Origin of the sequence: Exiguobacterium sp. s132 (genome assembly GCF_018617235.1) — a bacterium.
In the GTDB taxonomy this organism is placed as follows: domain Bacteria; phylum Bacillota; class Bacilli; order Exiguobacteriales; family Exiguobacteriaceae; genus Exiguobacterium; species Exiguobacterium profundum.
In genome coordinates this window covers 1867535-1889247 of record NZ_JACSJU010000001.1, presented here as the reverse complement: position 1 = coordinate 1889247, position 21713 = coordinate 1867535, and the positions used below count along the sequence as shown (strand labels likewise).

Annotated in this window: 21 protein-coding genes; 14 read left to right on the top strand and 7 right to left on the bottom strand. The window is 47.4% G+C overall.

The genetic code is table 11. From position 1 onward, the window contains the following. Positions 1-17: 17 nt before the first annotated feature. A complete protein-coding gene (locus KNO78_RS09565) occupies positions 18-1295 on the top strand; it encodes a dicarboxylate/amino acid:cation symporter (protein ID WP_074035617.1) in 1278 nt (425 codons plus the stop codon). Between the two features lie 63 nt (positions 1296-1358). Beyond that, on the top strand, positions 1359-1898 hold the full coding sequence (locus tag KNO78_RS09560) for a TVP38/TMEM64 family protein (protein WP_251125266.1): 540 nt from the start codon (positions 1359-1361) through the stop codon (positions 1896-1898). Here the strand turns inward: KNO78_RS09560 and cls are convergent. The 4 genes from cls to KNO78_RS09540 form a co-directional block, all read right to left on the bottom strand. Then, positions 1874-3403 (bottom strand): cardiolipin synthase, encoded by a 1530-nt coding sequence (gene cls / locus KNO78_RS09555; protein WP_308162704.1) that lies wholly within the window; start codon positions 3401-3403, stop codon positions 1874-1876. The genes KNO78_RS09560 and cls overlap by 25 nt on opposite strands. A gap of 55 nt (positions 3404-3458) precedes the next feature. Then, the gene (locus KNO78_RS09550) at positions 3459-3809 is read right to left on the bottom strand and encodes a hypothetical protein (RefSeq protein WP_074035622.1); all 351 of its coding nucleotides are present in this window, start codon (positions 3807-3809) and stop codon (positions 3459-3461) included. A gap of 65 nt (positions 3810-3874) precedes the next feature. Continuing rightward, complete coding sequence (locus KNO78_RS09545) at positions 3875-5059, bottom strand: chloride channel protein (protein WP_214690418.1); 1185 nt, start codon at positions 5057-5059, stop codon at positions 3875-3877. Between the two features lie 175 nt (positions 5060-5234). Continuing rightward, positions 5235-6173 (bottom strand): EAL domain-containing protein, encoded by a 939-nt coding sequence (locus KNO78_RS09540; RefSeq protein WP_214690419.1) that lies wholly within the window; start codon positions 6171-6173, stop codon positions 5235-5237. 201 nt (positions 6174-6374) lie between these two features. On the opposite strand from KNO78_RS09540, the gene speE reads away from it, so the two are divergent. From speE to KNO78_RS09520, 4 genes are all read left to right on the top strand, one after another. After that, positions 6375-7214 (top strand): polyamine aminopropyltransferase, encoded by an 840-nt coding sequence (gene speE, locus KNO78_RS09535; RefSeq protein ID WP_012727429.1) that lies wholly within the window; start codon positions 6375-6377, stop codon positions 7212-7214. After that, positions 7211-8092: an agmatinase gene (gene speB, locus KNO78_RS09530; protein WP_012727428.1), complete on the top strand. Its 882-nt coding sequence runs from the start codon at positions 7211-7213 to the stop codon at positions 8090-8092. The genes speE and speB overlap by 4 nt, the downstream gene beginning before the upstream one ends. Continuing rightward, on the top strand, positions 8093-8452 hold the full coding sequence (locus tag KNO78_RS09525) for a Na-translocating system protein MpsC family protein (RefSeq protein ID WP_031422162.1): 360 nt from the start codon (positions 8093-8095) through the stop codon (positions 8450-8452). It abuts the gene before it with no gap. 218 nt (positions 8453-8670) lie between these two features. After that, a complete protein-coding gene (locus tag KNO78_RS09520) occupies positions 8671-9627 on the top strand; it encodes a sodium-dependent bicarbonate transport family permease (RefSeq protein WP_159563011.1) in 957 nt (318 codons plus the stop codon). A 56-nt stretch (positions 9628-9683) separates the two neighbouring features. On the opposite strand, the gene KNO78_RS09515 is transcribed toward KNO78_RS09520, so the two are convergent. Further along, positions 9684-10436, bottom strand: a complete 753-nt coding sequence (locus KNO78_RS09515; RefSeq protein WP_012727425.1) for a homing endonuclease associated repeat-containing protein — start codon at positions 10434-10436, stop codon at positions 9684-9686. 396 nt (positions 10437-10832) lie between these two features. Here KNO78_RS09515 and KNO78_RS09510 point away from each other — a divergent pair, with 396 nt between their 5' ends. Genes KNO78_RS09510 through KNO78_RS09475 form a run of 8 tightly spaced genes read left to right on the top strand, consistent with a single transcriptional unit; the run spans position 10833 to position 20389 of the window. Further along, entirely contained in the window at positions 10833-12743 is a 1911-nt protein-coding gene (locus KNO78_RS09510) for a polysaccharide biosynthesis protein (RefSeq protein ID WP_214690420.1), read from the top strand. Next, complete coding sequence (locus KNO78_RS09505; RefSeq protein WP_031422166.1) at positions 12740-13768, top strand: NAD-dependent epimerase; 1029 nt, start codon at positions 12740-12742, stop codon at positions 13766-13768. Before KNO78_RS09510 ends, KNO78_RS09505 begins: the two co-directional genes overlap by 4 nt. Continuing rightward, positions 13768-15111, top strand: coding sequence for a phenylacetate--CoA ligase family protein (locus KNO78_RS09500; protein WP_196431293.1), 1344 nt, complete (start codon positions 13768-13770; stop codon positions 15109-15111). The genes KNO78_RS09505 and KNO78_RS09500 overlap by 1 nt, the downstream gene beginning before the upstream one ends. Positions 15112-15128: 17 nt before the next feature. Beyond that, entirely contained in the window at positions 15129-16481 is a 1353-nt protein-coding gene (locus KNO78_RS09495; RefSeq protein WP_196431292.1) for a phenylacetate--CoA ligase family protein, read from the top strand. Positions 16482-16507: 26 nt separating this feature from the next. After that, positions 16508-17833: a nucleotide sugar dehydrogenase gene (locus KNO78_RS09490; RefSeq protein ID WP_196431291.1), complete on the top strand. Its 1326-nt coding sequence runs from the start codon at positions 16508-16510 to the stop codon at positions 17831-17833. After that, positions 17821-18951: a glycosyltransferase family 4 protein gene (locus KNO78_RS09485; RefSeq protein WP_214690421.1), complete on the top strand. Its 1131-nt coding sequence runs from the start codon at positions 17821-17823 to the stop codon at positions 18949-18951. The genes KNO78_RS09490 and KNO78_RS09485 overlap by 13 nt, the downstream gene beginning before the upstream one ends. 33 nt (positions 18952-18984) lie before the next feature. Next, on the top strand, positions 18985-19734 hold the full coding sequence (locus KNO78_RS09480; RefSeq protein WP_078147699.1) for a hypothetical protein: 750 nt from the start codon (positions 18985-18987) through the stop codon (positions 19732-19734). A 4-nt stretch (positions 19735-19738) separates the two neighbouring features. Beyond that, positions 19739-20389, top strand: a complete 651-nt coding sequence (locus KNO78_RS09475; protein ID WP_078147698.1) for a hypothetical protein — start codon at positions 19739-19741, stop codon at positions 20387-20389. 9 nt (positions 20390-20398) lie between these two features. Here the strand turns inward: KNO78_RS09475 and KNO78_RS09470 are convergent, their stop codons facing one another. After that, positions 20399-21163 (bottom strand): MerR family transcriptional regulator, encoded by a 765-nt coding sequence (locus KNO78_RS09470; protein WP_214690422.1) that lies wholly within the window; start codon positions 21161-21163, stop codon positions 20399-20401. 47 nt (positions 21164-21210) lie between these two features. After that, positions 21211-21675 carry a GNAT family N-acetyltransferase gene (locus KNO78_RS09465; protein ID WP_196431287.1) on the bottom strand — a complete coding sequence of 155 codons (465 nt, stop codon included), beginning with the start codon at positions 21673-21675 and terminating at the stop codon, positions 21211-21213. Positions 21676-21713 lie beyond the last annotated feature (38 nt).

The window sequence follows — 21713 nt, the reverse complement described above, 5'->3', positions numbered from 1 at the left end:
AAAGAAAGGGTGATACGATGAGCGAAACGAAAAAAATCTTAATCGGTCTCGCGCTAGGTGTTGTTGTTGGTCTCGGATTGGCGGGCTTGCCGGATAATGTTTATGAGATTGTGAATCCGTATATTTTATCTCCGGTCGGAACGATCTTTTTGAATTTAATTAAAATGTTAGTCGTACCGATTGTCTTCTTCTCAATTATTTTAGGCGTCATGGGTCTCGGGGACCCGAAAGAACTAGGTCGAGTCGGGTCGAAGTCGATTCTGTTCTTCTTAGCGACTACAGCGCTCGCGATCATGTTAGCGATGGGTGTTGCATCCGTCTTACAGCCAGGGGAGCGTGGGGACTTCCAAACGACAGGTCTTGAATTTGAATCAACAGCGACCGAGGAATCGTCTAATATCGTACAGACATTCGTCAATATGATTCCAACGAATCCGATTACGGCGCTCGCTGAAGGAAACATGCTTCAAATCATCGTCTTTGCTGCATTGATTGGGTTTGCGCTGATTGCCCTCGGGGACAAGGCGAAAACGTGGCGTCAATTCGTCAAACAAGGCGATCGCATTATGATGTACTTGATTCATCTTGTGATGAAGCTCGCTCCATACGGCGCATTCGCATTGATTGCTTCTGCAATCGGAGGCATCGGTCTCGACGCGGTTGTCGCAATGGCGTGGTATATGATTGCCGTCGTCTTGACGCTATTCTTACATGCAACGATTGTCTACGGGGCAGCGGTTTACTTCATCGGGAAGATGAGCCCAGTCTTCTTCTTCAAGAACTTCTATGAGGCGATGACGTTCGCGTTCTCGACTTCTTCGTCAAATGCGACGCTTCCAGTATCGATGGAAGTCGCACAGAAAAAACTCGGTGTGCCGCGTTCGATTTCGTCGTTCGTACAGCCACTTGGGGCAACGGTCAACATGGACGGAACAGCGATCATGCAAGGGGTTGCGACGATTTTCATCGCGCAAGTGTTCGCTTCTGACTTAACAATGACTCAGTTGTTGACGGTCGTCATCACAGCGGTCCTCGCTTCGATCGGGACAGCGGGTGTACCGGGAGTCGGACTTGTCATGCTTGCGCTCGTCCTTCAGTCAGTCAACTTACCGGTAGAGGGAATCGCTCTCATTATCGGAGTAGACCGTATTCTTGATATGCTTCGCACATCAGTCAACATCACGGGGGATGCGGCATGTGCGGTTGTCGTTTCGAAATTGGAAGAAAAACATTTACCACCAGTCGACGAAGACTCGTGGGATGAAGCCGGTGCAACCTCTTCATCATCGCTATGATATAGTAAAGGATCATGACGACATGTCATGGTCCTTATTTTGTGAATAGAAAGAGTGATTGTTATGGAATGGGAACTGCTTCCGCTCCCGCTCCCTTTATTTTTGATGATCAGTATTTTACTGAATAGTGTGATTGCGGTCGCCGGTGTCCTCCCTAGTGCTTTTTTGACAGCCGTCAATGTGAGTGTCCTCGGTCTCGTGCCGGGCATCCTCGTATCGATTGTCGGGGAGGCAGTTGGCGCCGTCGTGAGTTTCATCCTTTATCGGAAAGCCCTACACCGTTATGTTTCTCCGAATGGTAGCCGATTCCAACGGCTTCGGGAGTCCGAAGGAGCCGAGGCTTGGTTTCTCGTCCTCGGGATGCGTCTTATGCCATTCGTTCCTTCTGGTCTCGTCACGTTATCGGCGGCGTTCAGTCGCATGACGCTCGCCTCGTTCGCAGTAGCAAGTACGATTGGAAAGATTCCTGCCTTGATTATGGAAGGACTGGCGGTGACGGCAGCGATGCAGTTAACGATTGGATGGCAATTGTTTTTAGTTGGTGTCGTCGCCATGACGTATCTTGTTTGGCGAATGCGTCAAAGGAGTGGCGAGAAAATGTGACAAAACGCTTCGACGAAACGTTTGCCGGTCGTCTTTTTCCGCAACATGGTCCAATCGATTAAAATGGATTCTTCAAAGTCCTTCAGGAATGCCTCGTGCAGTTCTTGAATGGATGTAGTATCGAATTGGGCAATCATCATCTCGTGGTTTAGAAACATACTACGAAAATCGAAGTTGGCTGACCCGACGAGGGCAACTTTGCCATCAATCAGTAGTGTTTTCGCATGGATAAAATGGCGATTGTATTTATAAATTTTGATATTGCGCTTCAACAATTGTTCAAAATAATACTCGGTCGCATGGAAGCTAAACCATTCGTCTCCTTTGCCCGGTACAACGATTCGGACATCGATGCCACTACGACCTGCGACTTCAAGAATGGCCAATAGTTCAGGTGGGGGGACAAGGTATGGGGTGGTGAGCCAAATCGATTCTTTGGCATCCATCAACAGACGCATGAGTCCATCGCGAATCGTGACGTCTTTACCAGGCGATGTGACGAGTAGTTGTGTCGCACCGTTTTGCCCTTTCGGTTCATTCACAAAGTACTGAGAGAGGTGCTCTTCATCTGCGAACAAATCCCATGTTTCATCACTCGTCCCTTGTCCTGCGTATAGCCAGTTCTCGACAAAGAGCTGTTGCAATTCTCGGACGAGCGGACCTTCAAGACGGAGATGGGTGTCACGCCAAAAACCGAGTTTATCATTCTTCCCAAGATATTCATCCCCGACATTCAACCCGCCTGTTAGCGCGATTCGCCCATCCACGACAATCAGTTTTTGATGATTGCGGAAGTTGGCGTTAAACACCAGGTACGGATGCAAAACGGGGTCGAACGCCTGAACGTGGACACGGGACTCCCGTAACGGTTGGATAAACTCTTCCCCGATTTCTTGGCTACCGAGTCCGTCATACAGAAAGCGGACAATGACATTTTCATTCGATTTTTGAATGAGGGCGTCTCTAACTTTTAACGAAATGTCATCCGTCCGAAAGAGGTAGTATTGGATGTGGATATGATCGGTTGCACTGTTGATGGCGTCTAATAATGCATCAAATTTCTGTTCACCGTTGACGAGCAGTTTAGTCGAAGTATGACCATCGGCACCGGATGCGCCTAATTTTTCGAGTGTCCGTGTCAACGGGTAAGACGACACAATATCAGGTGAAGTTTCAATTTTCTCGCTTTCGATTGCTTGCCGTAGCATCTGGATCTCTGATGACGTTCGTTTGAAGCGTCGATGACGGCGTGGCGTACGGCCAAACATGACCCATGCCAAGACACCGATGAATGGAATGAAGAAGACGGTCAGTAACCAGGCGAGCTTCCCTTGAGGTTGTACTTGGTCAAATAGAATTTGCCATCCGACGACGAGCGGTGCGATGATGGCGATTCCAATTAATATAGGAATAAGGACGTCGAGCCAGAACAAGAGACCGATAAGCAAGATAACACTGATCACCATGATGATCAGTTGAATTACGCGACGTTTCAAAGGAAACACCACCTTTCTATATTTCGATGAACGATGAAAACGAGGGGGAATTCCCCCTCGTTTTTTAGTACACGCTGTTCAAAACAGCATTGATTTCATCCGCATAGCGAACGAAGAAGTACACATTCACTGCGAGAGAGAACAAGACGAGGAAGAGACCAAACTGTGCTTTGACCCGATTCCGATTCCAATAGTAGAAGACGGACAAGAGCACTGCCAGTCCTACGAATAGAGCGATGACTTCAACGATTCCCCAGACGATATCCTTGGACAAAAACATGTCGACGATTGTCATGACGACATAAATGAAGACGACAATCCCCATAATCACGACTAAAATAGCTAAAATGATGCTAATCCAATCCGAACTAACTGCGTCAATTAGGTTTTCAATGGCCATTTCATATTCGCTCACAACCGTTCCTCCTTTCGAGAGAGTGCATAACTATTCATCTCTTACCCTTTTTTCAATATCTAAAATCAAGCTTTCGCTGGTGAATGGATGAACGATGGAAGTGGAATTTTTGAAACGATTGCAACGACTGCGAATACATAGAGCCAACTATTCGGAGGGAAAAAGAGAACGAGTAGTACGATAATAGCCAGCGGTTGTCGCATCGCCGTCGCCAGTAAGGCGCTCGTTGTCAAGACGACGGAAAATGTCATATCGATGTCAAACAGTAAACTGAAGAAGTAACCGAGCGTGAATGAAGAAAAAAGAAGAGGATAGATGTGCCCACCACGCCAACCAGTCGCTAAACAGAATGCGGTAAAAAGCAGTTTCAGTACACTAAATAAGAGAAGGGTATAGAGAGGAATCAGTCGCCACTCGTCGATATACTCAAGAATAGTTTCTTCTCCGGAGAAGAGGAGGTCCGGATAAAGAAGAGCCATGATCCCGATTCCGACTCCACCGAGCGTTGTAAGCAATAAGATTGGTATGTTTGAAAAAAGTCGCATCAATGCATGTTCACTCACCAAATAAAGCCAGCCGAGAACCATGCCGCCAAGAACAATCAATAACATCGTCCAATCGATTTGGACACTTTCAATCGCAGGGAACTTAATGATGAACGGGGGACGCTCATCCAATTGGTTCAATAAATAAAACGTCCCAATCCCGGCGAGTGTCGCCAGAAGGTTTAGCATCGGTTGTTTCTTCTGCTCGTTCTCCTCAGCCGCAATCGCACCAAATAGTGGCGCGTTGAAGACAATCCCGAGCACGACGGCATGACCGACTTCTTGTAATTCACCTAACTCTTGACGAACATAGCGGATTCGCTCGGAGAACCATGTCGTGAGTCCGCCGACGATGCCGACGAGCGCGGCCTCAGGACCGAGGCTTGCACCTCCGATGAGAACGAGGAGGGCGGTCAACGTTGTGAATCCAATCAAGCGATAGTCGATACGACCGGTATCTTTTCGTTCTTCCATCACTTCTGGCATGAGACGAGGCATTTGCCCATACCGACGTTGCAACAGACCGATGCTTACACCAGCGATGACCGGTACGAGAAACAGATAAAACGGAATATCAAATTGCTCAGGTACCGTATGCCATACAACGTGAATCCCTTTATAAACGACGGACAAGAAAAGCCAACTTACTAAACCGATGATGATTCCTAGTACGATTGCATAGCCACTGACAATCCATGATTTCATCTACATATCCACCTCTTTCGCTCCCGTCAACCTTCTATAATATGCTATCTCCTGAACATCTCTGAACGAAACCTAAAAGTAGATGAAACAATAAGGAAGTGATCATAAGGGACCGGTAAATGAAAAAACACAGGATGACGACGAAGTCGATTCCTGTGCTTTTGAAAGTGATGACTTATGCGATTTCAATCTTGTATTGATTGGCAGGGGCCGGTTTTCCGAAGAAATATCCTTGCGCTAAATCGAATCCGAGCTCACGACAGACATCTGCCTCTTCCATACGTTCTATTCCTTCAGCAAGAAGGGTGATGCCCATCGAATGGGTTAACGCACGCACTTGTTTGAGGAAAGCGCGTTTTTCAGCGTCTTCATCACAAAACGAGATATAGGAACGGTCAATTTTGACATAGTCCGGTTCGAGCCGCTTCAACATATCGATTGTCGAGAAGCCTGCCCCGACATCGTCTAATGCTACTTTCATCCCTCGCTTTTTATATGTCGAAAACACGTGTTGGAGATGATCCACGTCATGTACCTTCTCCGTCTCCACGACTTCAAAGATAAAGCGGTCCGGGCTGAGGTCATATCGGTCAATGATGTCAAACGTGTGCTGGAGACAATAGTCCGGGTTATAAATGGTCGAAGGTAAGAAGTTGATGAACGTCTTTTGCTGAGGAGCAACGGCTTCAAACGTTGCTTTGATTGCTTCCGCGCGGGCACGTTGATCGAGTTTCGAATGGAGACCGAAACGGTTTGCCGTCCGGAATAGGTCACCAGGTGAAATGTTGGCGCTACTGCGGAGGAGCGCTTCATATCCGAACGTTTCCGTTGAATCGAGGAAGATGATCGGTTGGAGGTGACTCTCGAACGTGCCGTGCTGAATCTGTTCAATGATGTGCCGATGCGCAAGCTGATCTTTTAGTGCTTCGACCTCGAGCGGAGGCGTCTGACTTTTCGAGTTATAATCGACACAGTAAACCGTTCCTTCCGCATGCAGAAGGAGCGTATCGAGTTCTTCAAACGTTTTGTAAGAGTATTCCTTGAATTTCGTGACGAGTGTTCCTTGAGCAATCAAAGGAATGGTTGTGTTACAAGAAGCACAGGGTGACCACATACTATTCCACCTTTCGATTCAGAATTGGTTCAATCAGTATATCGGCAACGTCTCACAAAAAACTCACATTCAAGACCGATTCCGCAAAAAAATCGTGCAAAATGGGTACAGGTTTTGTATACTTCCTATCGTATGATTAAGAAGCGCCTCAAAACGCCACTCGCATACGAACAACTTTTTGAACAGAAAGGGGTTCTATCGATGGACCAAAAATTAAAGTTATGGTTTACGGAGCACCAAACAGAAGATTACGGGATTACGTTCCGTGTAAACCACGTTTATGAGAGCGAACAAACGGAGTTTCAACGACTAGAGATGGTCGAAACGGACGAGTTCGGAACGATGTTGTTACTTGACGGGATGGTCATGACGACGGATAAGGACGAATTCGTCTATCACGAGATGGTCGCACACGTCCCACTCTTTACACACCCGAATCCGAAGCATGTGCTCGTAGTCGGTGGGGGAGATGGCGGTGTCATCCGTGAAATTATGAAACACCCATCAGTAGAAAAAGCAGTTCTCGTGGATATCGACGGGAAAGTTATTGAATATTCGAAGAAATACTTACCAAATATTGCGGGTGAGCTCGATAACCCGCGTGTTGAAGTCATCGTCGGTGACGGATTCATGCATATCGCGAAGTCAGAAAACGAGTACGACGTCATCATGGTCGACTCGACTGAACCGGTCGGACCAGCAGCCAACCTCTTCACAAAAGGTTTCTATGCAGGGATTTCAAAAGCGCTCAAAGAGGATGGCATCTTTGTGGCTCAAACGGATAACCCATGGTTCACACCAGAACTCATCCAAACGGTTCAACGTGACGTGAAGGAAATCTTCCCAATCACGAAGTTGTACACAGCAAACGTACCAACGTACCCGAGTGGCATGTGGACGTTCACGATCGGTTCGAAGAAATACGACCCGGAACAAGTATCAGCTGAGCGGTTCCATGACATCGAAACGAAGTACTATACGCCGAAGCTTCACAATGCAGCGTTCGTTCTTCCGAAATTCGTGGAGGACTTAACAAAATGATTAAGCGTTTCGATGAAGCCTACTCAGGTAAAGTGTTTATCGCCAGCCTCCCAGAGGTGACAGAGGCGAAGACGGTTCTTTACGGGATGCCGATGGACTGGACAGTCAGCTTCCGTCCAGGCTCGCGTTTCGGTCCGAACCGGATTCGTGAAGTATCGATTGGACTCGAGGAATATAGCCCGTATTTAGACGGTGACTTGGCTGATGCCGCGGTGTACGATGCAGGAGATATCCCGCTTCCATTCGGGAACGCACCGAAGTCGCTCGATATGATCGAGGCGTTCGTCAAAGATGTCGTCAAAGCAGGCAAGTTCCCACTCGGCATGGGCGGTGAGCACCTTGTCACATGGCCGATCATCAAAGCGATGCATGACGTTTACGGCAACGACTTTGTCATCCTCCACTTGGATGCGCATACGGACCTTCGAGATGAGTATGAAGGCGAGCCGCTCTCACACTCGACTCCGCTCAAAAAAGCGGCAAACTTGATTGGACCATCGAACTGCTATTCGTTCGGAATCCGTTCAGGGATGAAAGAAGAGTTTGAGTGGGCTCGTGAAGTCGGCTACAACATGCATCAATTTGAAGTGATCGAACCACTCAAACGCGTCTTACCGACACTCGCTGGCAAAAAAGTATACGTCACGATCGACATCGACGTCCTCGACCCGTCAGCGGCACCAGGGACAGGGACGCAAGAAATCGGTGGCATCTCAACGAAAGAATTGCTCGAAGCGGTACATGCCATTGCAAACGCAGACCTCGACATCATCGGTGCAGACCTTGTCGAAGTGTCACCGGCATACGATCAGTCAGATATGACTGCCATCGCAGCAGCTAAGATTCTTCGTGAGATGATGATTGGATTCGTGAAGTAAATGCGGAAAAAGGGTCAGCTGGAAATGGAACTGAGCGCTCGGATTACCCAATGGGAGAAAGAATATTTGGGTCGCGGGTCATTGACGTGTAAGGCAGACCTGCTTCGAGATCTCGCCATCGTCACACTCCAAGGCGTGTTGACGCCGGCCGAGTATGATTTGGCTACCAAGTCTTCAGGTCGCGAGCAATTGAAGAAATATCGCAACAATCTCGTCGAATCAGGGCGGAGTCAACTCGAAACGATTGTCGGACAAGTACTCGGTCGTTCGATTGTCTCGCTCCATACGGACATCAGTACGAAAACAGGGGAGCGTCTCATCGTGTTTCGTCTAGATGCCCCTTGGGATCAAACCGATTGACAATGAAACGCCACCTTCTTAAAATGAAAGGCAGAGACGTATAGAGAATCGACTGGACGAGTCAAGATGAAGCGTGCTTTCGAAATCTTGTTACGGAGCTACTGACCAATTCAATAAACCGACAGTTGTCGGCCTGACGGAGCGATTATTCGAGCCGTCGGCATACAGCGCACGCCTTCTTTAGGTGTGCGCTTTTTTGTCGCCAGGGAGGAAGATGTATGGAATTGTTTTTATTTTTATTGACGAGCGCCCCGGTACTACTGTTTGTGACGGGCGTTATCGCCGCAGTCGGAAAATCAAACTTAAAGATCCCGGATTCATTGAGTACGACGCTCAATATTTACTTACTGCTTGCTATCGGACTGAAGGGAGGTATGGGACTCGCCTCGGTATCTTTTGAAGACATCGCATTACCGCTGACCGTGACGCTGTTGATTGGGATTTTGCTACCGCTTCTCGCATTCTATGTCGGAGGAATGTTCAAATTCTCATTCCCTGAGCGAATTGCCATGGCTGCGACGTTCGGCTCGGTGTCACTCGTCACCTATGTAGCAGCATCGACACAGCTCGAGCGTCTCGGGATTGCGTACGAGCCGTTCATGACAACACTAGTCGTCGTCCTTGAAATTCCCGGCCTGATTGTGGCGTTACTGCTGTATAATCAGACACACGTGATGGGAATCACGGCTACGTCAGGGAAGGCGAACTCTCTATCGGTGTTGCGGGAGAGTTTGTTCTCGAAAAGTATCCTCTTGATGTTTGCAGGTCTGATTGTTGGACTGGTGACACCAGACGCCACACCGCTCAAACCATTTTTCGTCGACTTGTTCCCGGGCGTTTTACTCTTATTCTTACTAGGTCTAGGAATGAAAGTCGGACAGCAGTTGAAAACGGTCCCGTCATATGGACTAAAATTTATGATGATGGGGATGGTGTTTCCGTTAGTCGGAGCACTTGTCGGCTTTATTGCAGCGGGGATTGCCAATTTATCTGACGGCGGAACGATCCTCTTGATGACACTCGCAGCGAGTGGGTCGTATATCGCCGCTCCCGCCATGTTACAAGCCTCGGTCCCAGAAGCGAAACCATCATTTTATTTGACCCTTTCGCTAGCTGTCACGTTCCCGTTCAACCTGTTAGTTGGAATCCCGCTATACATTGCGATCGTCACATGAAAAAAGCGTCGACTCGAAAAGAGTCGGCGCTTTTTGTATGAGTTCATCTGTATGGATTACTGTTTTACTTTTTGTTCCTCCATACATTTTAAAGCAGCCGTCCAGCTTCCGAATAAGGCATTGATTGTCGATGTACTCGGAACATTTCGACCTTCGGCCCATTTCCGGTAGTGGAGGATACTAAAATGTGGTAGCTCTGTTTTGGCTAACTGCAAGGCATCAATGACATCTTCCTCATCCCATTTACGTTTCGGAGGAGCGATATCCAAGACAAATAGCGCATAGCTCCATGATCCGTATTTGCGAGCGATTGTCGCTACCGTCGGATAGCCTTTTTCCTGTGCCCAAACGGCGTAATGTTGGGACGTGAGACGCTCTAACTTTTCGGAGGCTTCAATCAAGGCTTGAATGATCCGTTCTTCATTGTTCCGTACCGTTGTCGTTTGAAGCTTGGCTTCACGTAACGCATTCGACCACGAACCGAACCGGCTGCTGATCAGCGTCAAAGAAGGGGCTTGCGAGATTTTTGCCCAGGCACGATACGTTTGGCTCGTGAAGAGTTCAAGTTCTTCTGAGGCCTCAATCAGTGCGGTCAAAATATCTTCATCTGAATAATAACGATACAACATCTTAATCTCCGCCGCTTGAACGGCTTCCCGCCAAGAACCAAATTTGTAAATCACGGTCGATAGGGAGGGGACGTCTTTGTTTCGGGCCCATAGTGTGTACTGTTTTGTGTCAAATTCTTCAAGTTCATTCGCTGCTTGTCTTAGGCATGAGAGGATCTGTTGCTCTGTCCATCGTTTCATCGTGATGTCTCTCCTTTTCAGAAGCAAGTCGTGGCTTCAAAGGTCATGGTGTGGTTAAACAATGGTGGTCCTGAAGGAAAGCTAGAATATGTGTCCGGTGACGAGATATGAAAAGGGAGGAACCTGAATCGATTGACTACTTTGGGAGAATGCGACATTCGCAAAATCTCAAAGTGAAAATAATCCAAATGTCCTACCTTCTACTTCCCATAATACCCATATAAATTAAAAATATTCACAAAAGAAAGTAAAAACTCATTACACATTTGTTAAACCGTTTCATGACGAAATGTCATTCGTATCAAAAAGCTATTCTTTTCTTTTGGATTGTGAATCTTGAACGGGTACTTATCTAGCATCAACTCGAAGCTGATTGGGATGGAAGGTGGTGAAAGGATGAGTACTCCAACTGTTCGGTCTCCCATTGATCGAAAAAATGCGCTCTTGATGTTACTCGATATCACGATTGCAGGGCTCGCGATTTTCGTGACGTTTGACCTATTCTTTGCAAATGATCCGACGGTAACATCTGACCCGCTAGATTTGATCACGATCCTCGGATTGAAGACGCTCGTTCTTCTCATTTTAGGATGGGTGACTCGGGTATACCGAATCGACTGGCGATACGGATCGATGCGTGAATTGCAATTACTGGCGATTGTGTTGGTCATGAGTGACACGTTCGTCTTATTCGCATCATACGTATTATTGGATGGCTTTTCCTATCAAGCAATTTTTATTCAAAGCTTACTCGCATTTAACGGAATGTTATTTATCCGACTCGTCGCTAGGACACGATCGTTTTTCCGATTTCACGCACCGGTGTCGAATGGAAAAGCTACCTTGGTTATCGGTGGTGGGGAATCGGGTCAAAAAATCATTAAAGAACTGAAAGAGCATCGAACGAATGTGCTGCATGTGGTCGGGGTGTTGGATGATAATCCATTGCTTCACCGTCTCTACATTCACGGGACACCGGTCATCGGTTCAATCGATTTATTAGAACGCAAAATTGAAGAGCTGAATATCGAAGTAGTTGTGTTGGCCATTCCTTCTCTTCCATACGGAAATCGAGTACAACTTTTGAAACGAATTGAGAAGACAGGCGTCGAATCCCATGCACTGCCAATGCTTGCGGAACTCGCATCCGGAAAAGTCTCATTAAATGAGATTCGAGAAGTGGCCATCGAAGATTTGCTCGGCCGTGAACCGGTTCAGCTCGATGTTTCGGAGATTTCTCAAACGTTGAGTGGATTAACCATTTTCATCTCCGGTGCAGGAGGCTCGATTGGTTCAGAGCTTTGCCGTCAATTGATGAAATTCAATCCTGGCAAACTCATCCTGTTTGGACATGGCGAGAATAGCATATATGCAATCGATCGCGAACTCCGCTTACTCGGGTCTGATACAGAGATTTGTCCCGTCATCGGTGACGTCCAAGACCGGGCGCGGGTGATGGAAGTGTTTGATCAGTATCGACCGGACGTTGTCTATCATGCGGCAGCTCACAAGCACGTTCCGCTCATGGAAGACAATCCGAGAGAGGCAGTGAAAAACAATATTTACGGAACGAAGAATATGGTCGAAGCCGCCGATTTCTTTGAAGTGAAGCGGTTCGTCATGATCTCTACGGATAAGGCGGTCAATCCGACGAACGTGATGGGTGCCACGAAACGAGTAGCAGAAATGATTGTCCAACAGCAGGCTCGCCACAGCAAAACGACATTCTCGGTCGTTCGTTTCGGCAACGTCTTAGGAAGTCGTGGCTCCGTCGTTCCGCTCTTTAAAGAACAAATTCAACGGGGCGGACCCATTACGGTGACGCATCCAGAGATGACCCGATACTTTATGACCATCCCGGAAGCGAGTCGCCTCGTCATTCAAGCAAGCGTGCGCGCAAATGGGGGCGAAGTGTTCGTACTAGATATGGGGAATCCCGTCAAAATTGTGGACTTGGCGAAACGGATGATTACACTGAGCGGTTTCACCCTCGAACAAATCCCGATTCATTTCAGTGGCATTCGTCCTGGTGAAAAGCTGTTCGAAGAACTGCTCGCAACGAGCGAACATACGAATCAAGTATATGAAAAGATTTTCGTCGGTTGTACAAGACCCTTTAAATCGGTTGATCCGATTTTGAAAACGATTGAATATCTACTCGATCAATCGAATGGACTCACTTCTTTCTTGTTGTTTGTCGCAAACAACGAACTGCCAGAAGAAGTGATGGAAAGTATTTTTGCGCCACAAATCGAACCGGTACGCATGCGAGTCAACGAGTCAACGCAAAGGAGGAAGTCGTTATGAAAAAAACAGTTCTCGTGACCGGAGTGGCCGGGTTCATTGGTTTTCATCTAGCTCGACGGTTGCTAAAAGAAGGACATCATGTCATCGGGATCGATGTGGTCAATGATTATTACGATCCGAGATTAAAAGAATCAAGACTTCATGTGTTGACGCATCCTCGTTTCAAACTCTATCGTGATGCCCTCGAAAATAAGATGGCAATCACGCGTGTCTTCGAAAAAAACCAACCCCAAGTCGTGGTCAATTTGGCGGCTCAGGCCGGTGTGCGCTACAGTCTAGAAAATCCAGATGCTTATATTCAATCCAATATCGTTGGTTTCTTGAACATCTTGGAGGCTTGTCGCTTCTATCCAGTAGAGCAATTGATTTATGCCTCATCTAGCTCGGTTTACGGATCAAATCAGGCGATGCCATTTTCCGAACAACACCCGGTCGATCATCCGCTATCCTTGTATGCGGCTTCGAAGAAGGCGAATGAGTTGATGGCTCATACGTACAGCCATTTGTTCGGTCTAAAAACGACGGGGTTGCGATTCTTTAGCGTCTATGGGCCATGGGGGCGTCCCGATATGGCACTTTACAAATTTACGGAGGCGATTTTAAAAGGCGAACCAATCGATGTATACAACTATGGTGAGATGGAACGAGATTTCACATACATCGACGACATCATCGAGTCGATTGTCCGACTTATGGATATCGCACCGTTGGCAGATGAGGAGTTTGACTATGAACATCCTCTACCTGACCGGAGTGACGTTCCGTTTCGTGTCTATAACATTGGAAATCAGCAACCGGTATCCTTGATGGACTTTATTCGGACGATCGAAGAGCGAGTCGGGAAAAAGGCCATCCTCCGCTTGTTACCACTTCAGGCGGGAGATGTACCCGCGAGTTTTGCCGATTCCTCCTCTTTGTATGAATCGATTGACTTTCAACCACAGACGTCGATTCGCGATGGCGTAAACGCGTTTATCGACTGGTACATCGCCTATCATCAAGTGTTGAAGGAGGGCATCGAGTAATGGGGATTTTACAGGATCGGATTTATGCACACTCACCGATTCGCCTCCAAAATTGGCTGGTTTCCTTATATGGAATCAAGTTATATCGGGAGCGATACGGTCAGTATTATGAGCAGGAATTGGAGCGACTGAGACGTGCTCCAAATGAAGCGTCACCTGATGCAAAACTCAATCATTTGAATCAATTCCTACAGTTTTGTAATCAACACAACGTGTACTATCAGCGACTCTTCAAAAAACACGGGGTTACCTTACCCTTAAAGAGCTTAGAAGACTTTAAGCGGATTCCCCCTTTGGAGAAAGAGACGCTTCGAACGGATGAGACCATCTTTTCTAACCTTCATGCCCCGATCATCGGCATGACGGGCGGGACGACGGGTAAATCGATTCAGGTTCGTTTCACCGAATACGATTATCAAATGCGAATGGCGCATCTCGATTTTTTTAAAGAACAACATGGTTTTCGCCGTGGGATGAAGCGAGCTAGTTTTACAGGACGGATGATTTGTCCAGGTAATCAAAAGAATGCGGTGTATTGGCGGTATAATGCCCCGATGAAGCAAATGCTCTACTCGGTCGTGCATTCGAATCCGACGACGATTCCACACTACATCGATTCGTTGAACGAATTTCAACCGGCCGCACTCGACGGTTCACCTTCCGATATGATTGAAATCGCAAAATATTTGAAAACCCATCAAAAGACATTATCGTTCCGACCGGTGGCTTTATTTCCGACCTCGGAGACGCTCACACCATCCGGACGCTTGTTGTTAGAAGAGATGTTCCAAGCGCCGGTTTACGATCAATATGCTTCTTCGGAAGGGGCTCCTATCGTTACGGAGTGTGAGTGCGGGAAGATGCACTTACGCCCTGAGATGGGAATCATCGAGACGGATGCATTTGGAGAGGCGCTCGTCACCAGTTTCACGACGCACGGAACACCGCTGATTCGCTACCGCATTGGCGATCGGATGACCCTCAGTGAAGCGATGTGTCCATGTGGTCGACAGGACACCATTATCGAGTCAATCGATGGTCGTCAAATGAACTATGTTGAGACGCCGGAAGGCTATAAGGTGTTTGAAGGAGATTTGACCGCAGCGGTCGGCGTACTACCGAACTCTATTATTCAAATTCAAGTGTTGCAACACAAAATAGACGAAATTGAGATGCTGTACGTGAAGGATGAAGCACGATTTGAGCCTGAACATGAAATCGCGCTCCAAAAAGAAGTCGAGCGTCTGTTTACTTCACGAATGAAAGTTCTTTTACGAGATGTGAAAAGCATCAAGAAAGAAAAGAACGGAAAAGTCCGAGTCGTGAAACGACTCTACACTTAGCGAGAGGAGACTACACCATGGCAGGGTTTGCGCTTCGTGATTTATACATGAAATCACCGATTCGATTACAACAATGGATGACGACATTGTATGGAATGAAACTATGGCAAGAACGGTATGGACGCACATATGAGCGTGAGTTAGTCGTTTTAGCCAATCGTCCCAAAGATGGGGCAGTCGTTGCAGCCGATCAATTGAAGCGACTCAATGCGTTTCTCGAATTTTGTGCGACGCACAATGCATATTATCAAAAACTGTTTGAAGAAAACGAGATTGTTCTTCCCCTTCAATCGATGGAAGAGTTGAAGCGCATCCCGATCCTCGAAAAAGAAACAGTTAGGAAAAATCCGGACATCCATTCTAACATCAAAACAGATATTCTTGGTCGAACCGGTGGAACGACAGGGACGTCCTTGCAAGTCCATTTCACGAAAGAAGACTATCAAAGACGTATGGCCCACGTTGACTTTTTCAAAGCGCAACACGGGTTTATCAGAGGAATGAAACGAGCGAGTTTCACAGGACGGAAAATTTGTAATCCGAATCAAGAAAAACCTGTATTTTGGCGCTACAATCGACCGCTCAATCAGATGCTGTTCTCGCTCTATCATGTCAATCCTCAGACCATCCCTCATTACATCGACGCATTAAATCGATTCAAGCCAATTGTATTAGACAGTGCACCGTCTGCCATGATTGAAATCGCAAAATACATCAAAGAGAATCAGATCCCACTTGAATTTCAATTAATGGCTATTTTTCCGACAGCCGAAACGATTACGCCTCAAGGAAGAGCCATCTTAGAAGAGGCGTTTAATGCCCCGGTCTTTGATCAGTACGCATCTTCTGAGGGGGCACCGATTTTAACGGAATGTACCCATGGGAATATGCATCTCCACCACGAAACAGGCGTGATCGAGTCGTATGGGGATCACGAAGAAATTTTAGTGACGAGTTTTACGACCCATGGGACACCGCTCGTTCGTTACCGGATTGGCGATCGGATGAAAATTGGAGAAGGGACATGTGCTTGTGGACAGGGAGGAACGTTCGTCACTTCCATTGAGGGACGCGAAAGCAATTATGTACTCACTCCAAACAAACAAAAAATCTATGAAGGGGATTTGACGACCGTTGTCCGAGTATTACCCAACTCGGTTATCCAAACGCAGTATCGGCAACATGATTTGTATCATATCGAACTAAAATACGTCCCGGATCTGGAACGCTTCAAGCCAGAACATGAAGAGATTATGAGGAGCGAGTTGGAACTACTGTTCGGTAAAGAGGTCATGATTACGTTGACCCCCGTGCAATCAATTCCTCGGGGACCGAATGGAAAAGTCATTGTGATTGATAAAACCGCATAATTCCGAATCTCAGGAGGCAGATGGACATGGATAAACTCATCTCAGAATCACGTACAACACGAAAAACCATTGCCAATCGTCACGTAGCTGTAGTCGGATTAGGATATGTCGGACTCCCTGTCGCTGTTGCGCTAGGTGGCGTAGGAGACGTCATCGGAGTAGACATCAATGAAACGCGTATCAATGAGCTTACCCTTCATCTCGACAGCACGCGAGAAGTTGAATCAGTAGACCTTGAGCAAGCAGCGGTCTTATATACGACGGATGTCGCCAAACTTGAAGAGGCGGATTTCATTATCGTGGCTGTGCCGACACCCATCAATGATCAAAATCAACCAGATCTAGGACCGATTTGTAGCGCGACTCGTGCTGTTGGAGCGCATTTGCGACCGGGCACGATTGTCGTATACGAATCTACGGTCTATCCGGGACTGACAGAGGAAGAGTGTATCCCATTACTTGAAAAAACATCGGGTCTCCGGGCCGGGATTGATTTTAAAGTCGGCTACTCTCCAGAACGAATTAATCCAGGCGACCGTGAGCATACATTCCGCACAATCAAAAAAGTCGTAGCTGCCGAGGATGAAGAAACACTCGATGTGGTAGCGGCTGTTTATGAGACGGTAGTCGATGCCGGCGTTCATCGTGCTTCCTCGATTAAAGTGGCTGAGGCGGCCAAAGTGATCGAGAATACACAGCGAGATTTGAACATCGCGTTGATGAATGAATTGGCCATCATCTTCGATCGCATGAACATCGATACGCTCGAGGTGTTAGAGGCTGCCGGGACGAAATGGAACTTCCTAAACTTCCGACCAGGTCTAGTCGGTGGACATTGTATCGGCGTCGACCCATTCTATTTGACGATGAAGTCTGAAATGCTCGGTTATCATCCGGAAGTGATTTTAGCAGGTCGTCGAATCAACGAGACGATGGGACGTTTCGTCGCCACATCATTGATAAAAACGATGATTAGTCAAAACATGGCCATTCTCGGATCGCGCGTAACGGTCCTCGGGATGTCCTTCAAAGAGAACGTCAGTGATATCCGAAATTCGAAAGTGGCTTCCTTGATTCGAGAGGTCGAGGAGTTCGGCTTAGAAGTGCAAGTGTGTGACCCGCTCGTCGATCCGGAAGAGGTACGACGAGAGTATGGAATCGATGTCAAATCATACTGTGACTTAAAACCAGCGGATGTCGTCATCTATGCCGTGTCTCACGATGAATTCGTTCAAGAGGGTTGGACGATTGCGAAACGCCAGCTGAAGTTAGGTCGTGGCATCGTCATTGACTTGAAAGGCATGCTCGATCGCGCGATGAAGCCGGAGGAGGTGCACTTATGGCGCCTTTAAAGATTCTCCAGTTCTGCGCTGTCGATATGACAGCGGATGTGTTGCTACGTCCTCTCATTGAGTCGCTGAAGGCGGAAGGACACGAAGTCGACGTCGCGTGTGCTTACGGTGATCGGACGGATCGTCTTCGGGACGAAGGATGGGTCATTCATACGTTGCCAATCGATCGAAAGTTTAGCCCGAAGCGTAATCTACAGACCATTCAAGAGTTGGTGAGGTTATTGCGCCGCGAAAAATATGATGCCATTCACGTCCACACCCCGGTGGCCGCAGCGTTAGGAAGAGTTGCGGCCCGCATTGCCAGGACACCACATATTCTCTATACCGCACATGGATTTTACTTCCACGAACGAATGGGTCGAATCGCATACGAACTCGTCTTCTGGTTAGAGAAATCACTCGCGGCATTAGCGACCGATTGGTTGTTGCTCCAAAGCGAGGAAGATTACTCACTCGCTAAAACAAGACATTTCAAAGAGGACGAACGATTGATGCATCTCGGAAACGGGATTGATTTAAATCGATTTTATCCGACAGAGAAACACATTTCCCCAGAACATTTAAAGTTCTTGTTTGTCGGAAGGCTCGTTCAAGAAAAAGGAATCCTAGATTTACTTCAGGCGTTCGATGAACTGACGAAACGCTATCCGAACGCGACGTTGACGATTGCTGGAGAGTTGATGACGAGTGAACGTGATCAAGAGACAGCGAAACAAGTCGAGGCGCATTTAGCCCAAAATCCACAGATTCATTACGCCGGATTCGTTCGGGATACCCCCTCTTTATTTGCAGCACACGACGTCTTTTTACTTCCCTCTTATCGTGAAGGATTGCCACGCTCTATTCTTGAAGCCATGGCGTCCGGATTACCTGTCATCGCTACCGATATCCGTGGCTGTCGAGAAGAAGTCACGGATGGGGAAAGCGGCTTTCTCGTTCCGGTCGGTCGACCTGAGGCACTGACCTTGGCGATGCGCTGGTTCATTGAACATCCTGAACAGTGTTATTCATTCGGGCAACGTGGTCGCGAAGTGGTCGAAGAAAAATTTGACGAAACGAAAATTTTAAGTCGTCAACTTCACCTGTTCGCACAAATTAGTAGCCGTGAAGTGGGATGAACCGATACGTCAATCACGTAAGGGGGAGGCGACATGGGAAAGCAACAACTGATTGATCACTTACAAGAGGCTTCTTCGGACGGTCGCCTCACCATCTACATGTATCAGAAATGGCAAAAGATTCACGGCGGGGCAACCGTGGTGGAATTATTGGAAATGTACGGATCATGGTCGAATGTACTGCGTTTGGCTGGGTTGGAACAGCAAACGCCACGGTTCACAAAAAAGGAAATGATTCAAATGCTTCGTGAAGCGGCGAAAGAGCATGATTCATTCAATAGTGCCGATTATCGAAAGTGGGCCATGACCAATGATGCACCGACGTTGACAGAGGTCGTCATTCAGTTCGGATCGTGGAAAGTGGCACTGATTGAGGCGAATTTGAAGAGTATCATCTCGTTCGATCAAAAATGTGAAATCATCCAATCGTTACTTGATGCCAATGAAGAGCTTCATCCATTAACGTCGACCGCTTATGCCAAATGGGCCAAGCAGAACCAACGTCCGAGTATCACGAAAGTGGTGAGGCGTTTCGGGTCTTGGTCCCAAGCGTTAGACGAGATTGGCATCTCAACGCGAGAGCTGTTCACGGAGAAGCAAATGATGGACGCGCTACACGAGGCAGATGAACATTTGACCGCTCTCTCACCATGGGGTTATGAAGTGTGGCAAAAAGAAAAGGGCAATCGTCCGACATTAAAAGACATTCAACAAATGTTTGGTTCATTTGATGTGGCGGTCCGAGAGATGCGTCAAACCGCAAACCAAAGTGGAGGGAGATGAGAAAATGCGAGTTGTACTCTGCACGGGCGACCACTGGAGTTCAACACTTGTCTATCAAGCGATACGGGATTTAGGCGTCACACATGTGATCATGGAAGATGGTCCGACACCGACTCATGTCAACACGTGGAAAGAACTTCTGACACAATCGTACATTTCCTTCCTGACTCCCATAATGCGGCGGTTCAGTCGAGAACGAATCGCGGAGTTGCAGTCGCGGTATGCTTTCTGTGACGATTCGATTCCGGAACAGCGTATGACGCGTGTCGTTTCCTTACAAGATAAAAAAGCGGAACATACGATTCGACACCTGCAACCGGACGTCATCATCATGTACGAAGTTGCGGAAATGAACGAACGATTGTTACAAGAAATGAACTGTCCCATCTTAACCATCACCCCATCGATGGCAGTGGGACAACGAGAAGCATATTGGGGATTCCATAACCACACATCGAGAAAAGAAGTTCGACTTTGCCAGTGGACGAAGAAAGGATGGACCCCACTAACGAGTGAAGTAATCTATACAGGTGGAACGGACAACTTCTCGACCTTCCCTTATATTTATTTGGCGACGAGTCTCCCGATGTTACAAAAACATCTTCAAATAGGACCGCAAGAAGACACCGAGCGACGAAAAAAAGTCCAAGCCTGAGGCTTGGACTTAACTGTTAGCGATACAATAGTATTGGATGGCCTCGTTATAATACGCAGCGAGCCCCGGCTCGAAGCGATCATAAAATGCGGTGAATCGTTCATCCGTCACATACATCTGTCCGAGTCCACTGAACATATCGAGTGAACAGTCGTAAAAGTGTGTGTCGATGAACAGATGATTGTCTTTCACAATCGATTGAACTCGGTCGTCATCGATTGCGATTTGTGAACGAAATAAATCAACGAGTGGCGCAATCAAATCGAGTTGCATTTGATTGATACGTTCCCAGTCCGCTTTCGATCGCTTCTGCGCACGTTCATGTGCTGTCTTGTAAGCTGAAGTCTCTCCCCAACGTTCCTGCACTTCCTCTTGATGTTTCGCCTCGTGAGCTTGAATCTCCTCATAAGATAATCCATCAAATAATGACTTGTCATCCATTGGAATCCCTCCTTTGAGTGAGGTGAGGGTCGCTTCTGCCGTCTCGGCAAGCTGAGCGAAATAGGCTGCTTTCTGTCGCAACGCCTCGATATGTCCACTCAACACATCAATCCGGTTGAACGTCGTTGAATCAAGCAATTCTCCGATTTGATCGAGAGGAACATCGAGCGTGCGATAGAGTAAGATGAGTTGCAACCGTTCCGCATCGCGCGAAGAATAACGCCGATAGCCGTTGGCGTCACGGTTCGCAATGAGAAGACCGATTGCGTCATAATGTCGAAGCGTTCGCGTTGTCGTTCCAGCGAGTGACGCAAGTTGTTGAATCGAATACATCCCTTCACCTCCTTAGTCAAAGCGTAAAGGTTGACGTCACGTCAAGGTCAAGCCTTTTTTTCAAACAGTGAGAATCCATTTCGTTCGCCGATATAGTAGAAACCGAACCGAGGATAGTAGTTATTTAAGAAGGCGTTATCGGCAACACAGTCCAATCGAATGGTCGAAGACGTGTTTGCTAAGGCATGCTGCATCAAACGTTCCCCGATGCGTTCACCTTTTGCATTCGAGTCCGTGACGAGTCGATGCAAGTAGACGGCACCGTCCGGGTCGTCCCATAGATTATGGTCCCAGTCAGTCGGAGGAATCAGGCTGACGGCACCGACGATTTGCTGATCTCGTTCGTAGACAAACACCGTCCCGTTTGTCAAATCGTGACGGACATAGTCGGAACGACTCGGCTCTAAATATTTGACCCATTGCGACTTTCCGGCTACTTGGAACTCTTTTGCTTTCTTTAAAATCAATTGATCGACTGCTGAAAAATCCTCCATTGTGGCAAATCGAAACATGATGAAGCACCTCGCTTTCATTTCTTTTCAAAATCGTG

Coding starts and splice junctions, on each gene's coding strand:
- KNO78_RS09565 (WP_074035617.1), top strand. CDS start 18: ATGAGCGAAACGAAAAAAATCTTAATCGGTCTCGCGCTAGGTGTTGTT.
- KNO78_RS09560 (WP_251125266.1), top strand. CDS start 1,359: ATGGAATGGGAACTGCTTCCGCTCCCGCTCCCTTTATTTTTGATGATC.
- KNO78_RS09545 (WP_214690418.1), bottom strand. CDS start 5,059: ATGAAATCATGGATTGTCAGTGGCTATGCAATCGTACTAGGAATCATC.
- KNO78_RS09540 (WP_214690419.1), bottom strand. CDS start 6,173: ATGTGGTCACCCTGTGCTTCTTGTAACACAACCATTCCTTTGATTGCT.
- speE (WP_012727429.1), top strand. CDS start 6,375: ATGGACCAAAAATTAAAGTTATGGTTTACGGAGCACCAAACAGAAGAT.
- speB (WP_012727428.1), top strand. CDS start 7,211: ATGATTAAGCGTTTCGATGAAGCCTACTCAGGTAAAGTGTTTATCGCC.
- KNO78_RS09525 (WP_031422162.1), top strand. CDS start 8,093: ATGCGGAAAAAGGGTCAGCTGGAAATGGAACTGAGCGCTCGGATTACC.
- KNO78_RS09520 (WP_159563011.1), top strand. CDS start 8,671: ATGGAATTGTTTTTATTTTTATTGACGAGCGCCCCGGTACTACTGTTT.
- KNO78_RS09515 (WP_012727425.1), bottom strand. CDS start 10,436: ATGAAACGATGGACAGAGCAACAGATCCTCTCATGCCTAAGACAAGCA.
- KNO78_RS09510 (WP_214690420.1), top strand. CDS start 10,833: ATGAGTACTCCAACTGTTCGGTCTCCCATTGATCGAAAAAATGCGCTC.
- KNO78_RS09505 (WP_031422166.1), top strand. CDS start 12,740: ATGAAAAAAACAGTTCTCGTGACCGGAGTGGCCGGGTTCATTGGTTTT.
- KNO78_RS09500 (WP_196431293.1), top strand. CDS start 13,768: ATGGGGATTTTACAGGATCGGATTTATGCACACTCACCGATTCGCCTC.
- KNO78_RS09495 (WP_196431292.1), top strand. CDS start 15,129: ATGGCAGGGTTTGCGCTTCGTGATTTATACATGAAATCACCGATTCGA.
- KNO78_RS09490 (WP_196431291.1), top strand. CDS start 16,508: ATGGATAAACTCATCTCAGAATCACGTACAACACGAAAAACCATTGCC.
- KNO78_RS09485 (WP_214690421.1), top strand. CDS start 17,821: ATGGCGCCTTTAAAGATTCTCCAGTTCTGCGCTGTCGATATGACAGCG.
- KNO78_RS09480 (WP_078147699.1), top strand. CDS start 18,985: ATGGGAAAGCAACAACTGATTGATCACTTACAAGAGGCTTCTTCGGAC.
- KNO78_RS09475 (WP_078147698.1), top strand. CDS start 19,739: ATGCGAGTTGTACTCTGCACGGGCGACCACTGGAGTTCAACACTTGTC.
- KNO78_RS09470 (WP_214690422.1), bottom strand. CDS start 21,163: ATGTATTCGATTCAACAACTTGCGTCACTCGCTGGAACGACAACGCGA.
- KNO78_RS09465 (WP_196431287.1), bottom strand. CDS start 21,675: ATGTTTCGATTTGCCACAATGGAGGATTTTTCAGCAGTCGATCAATTG.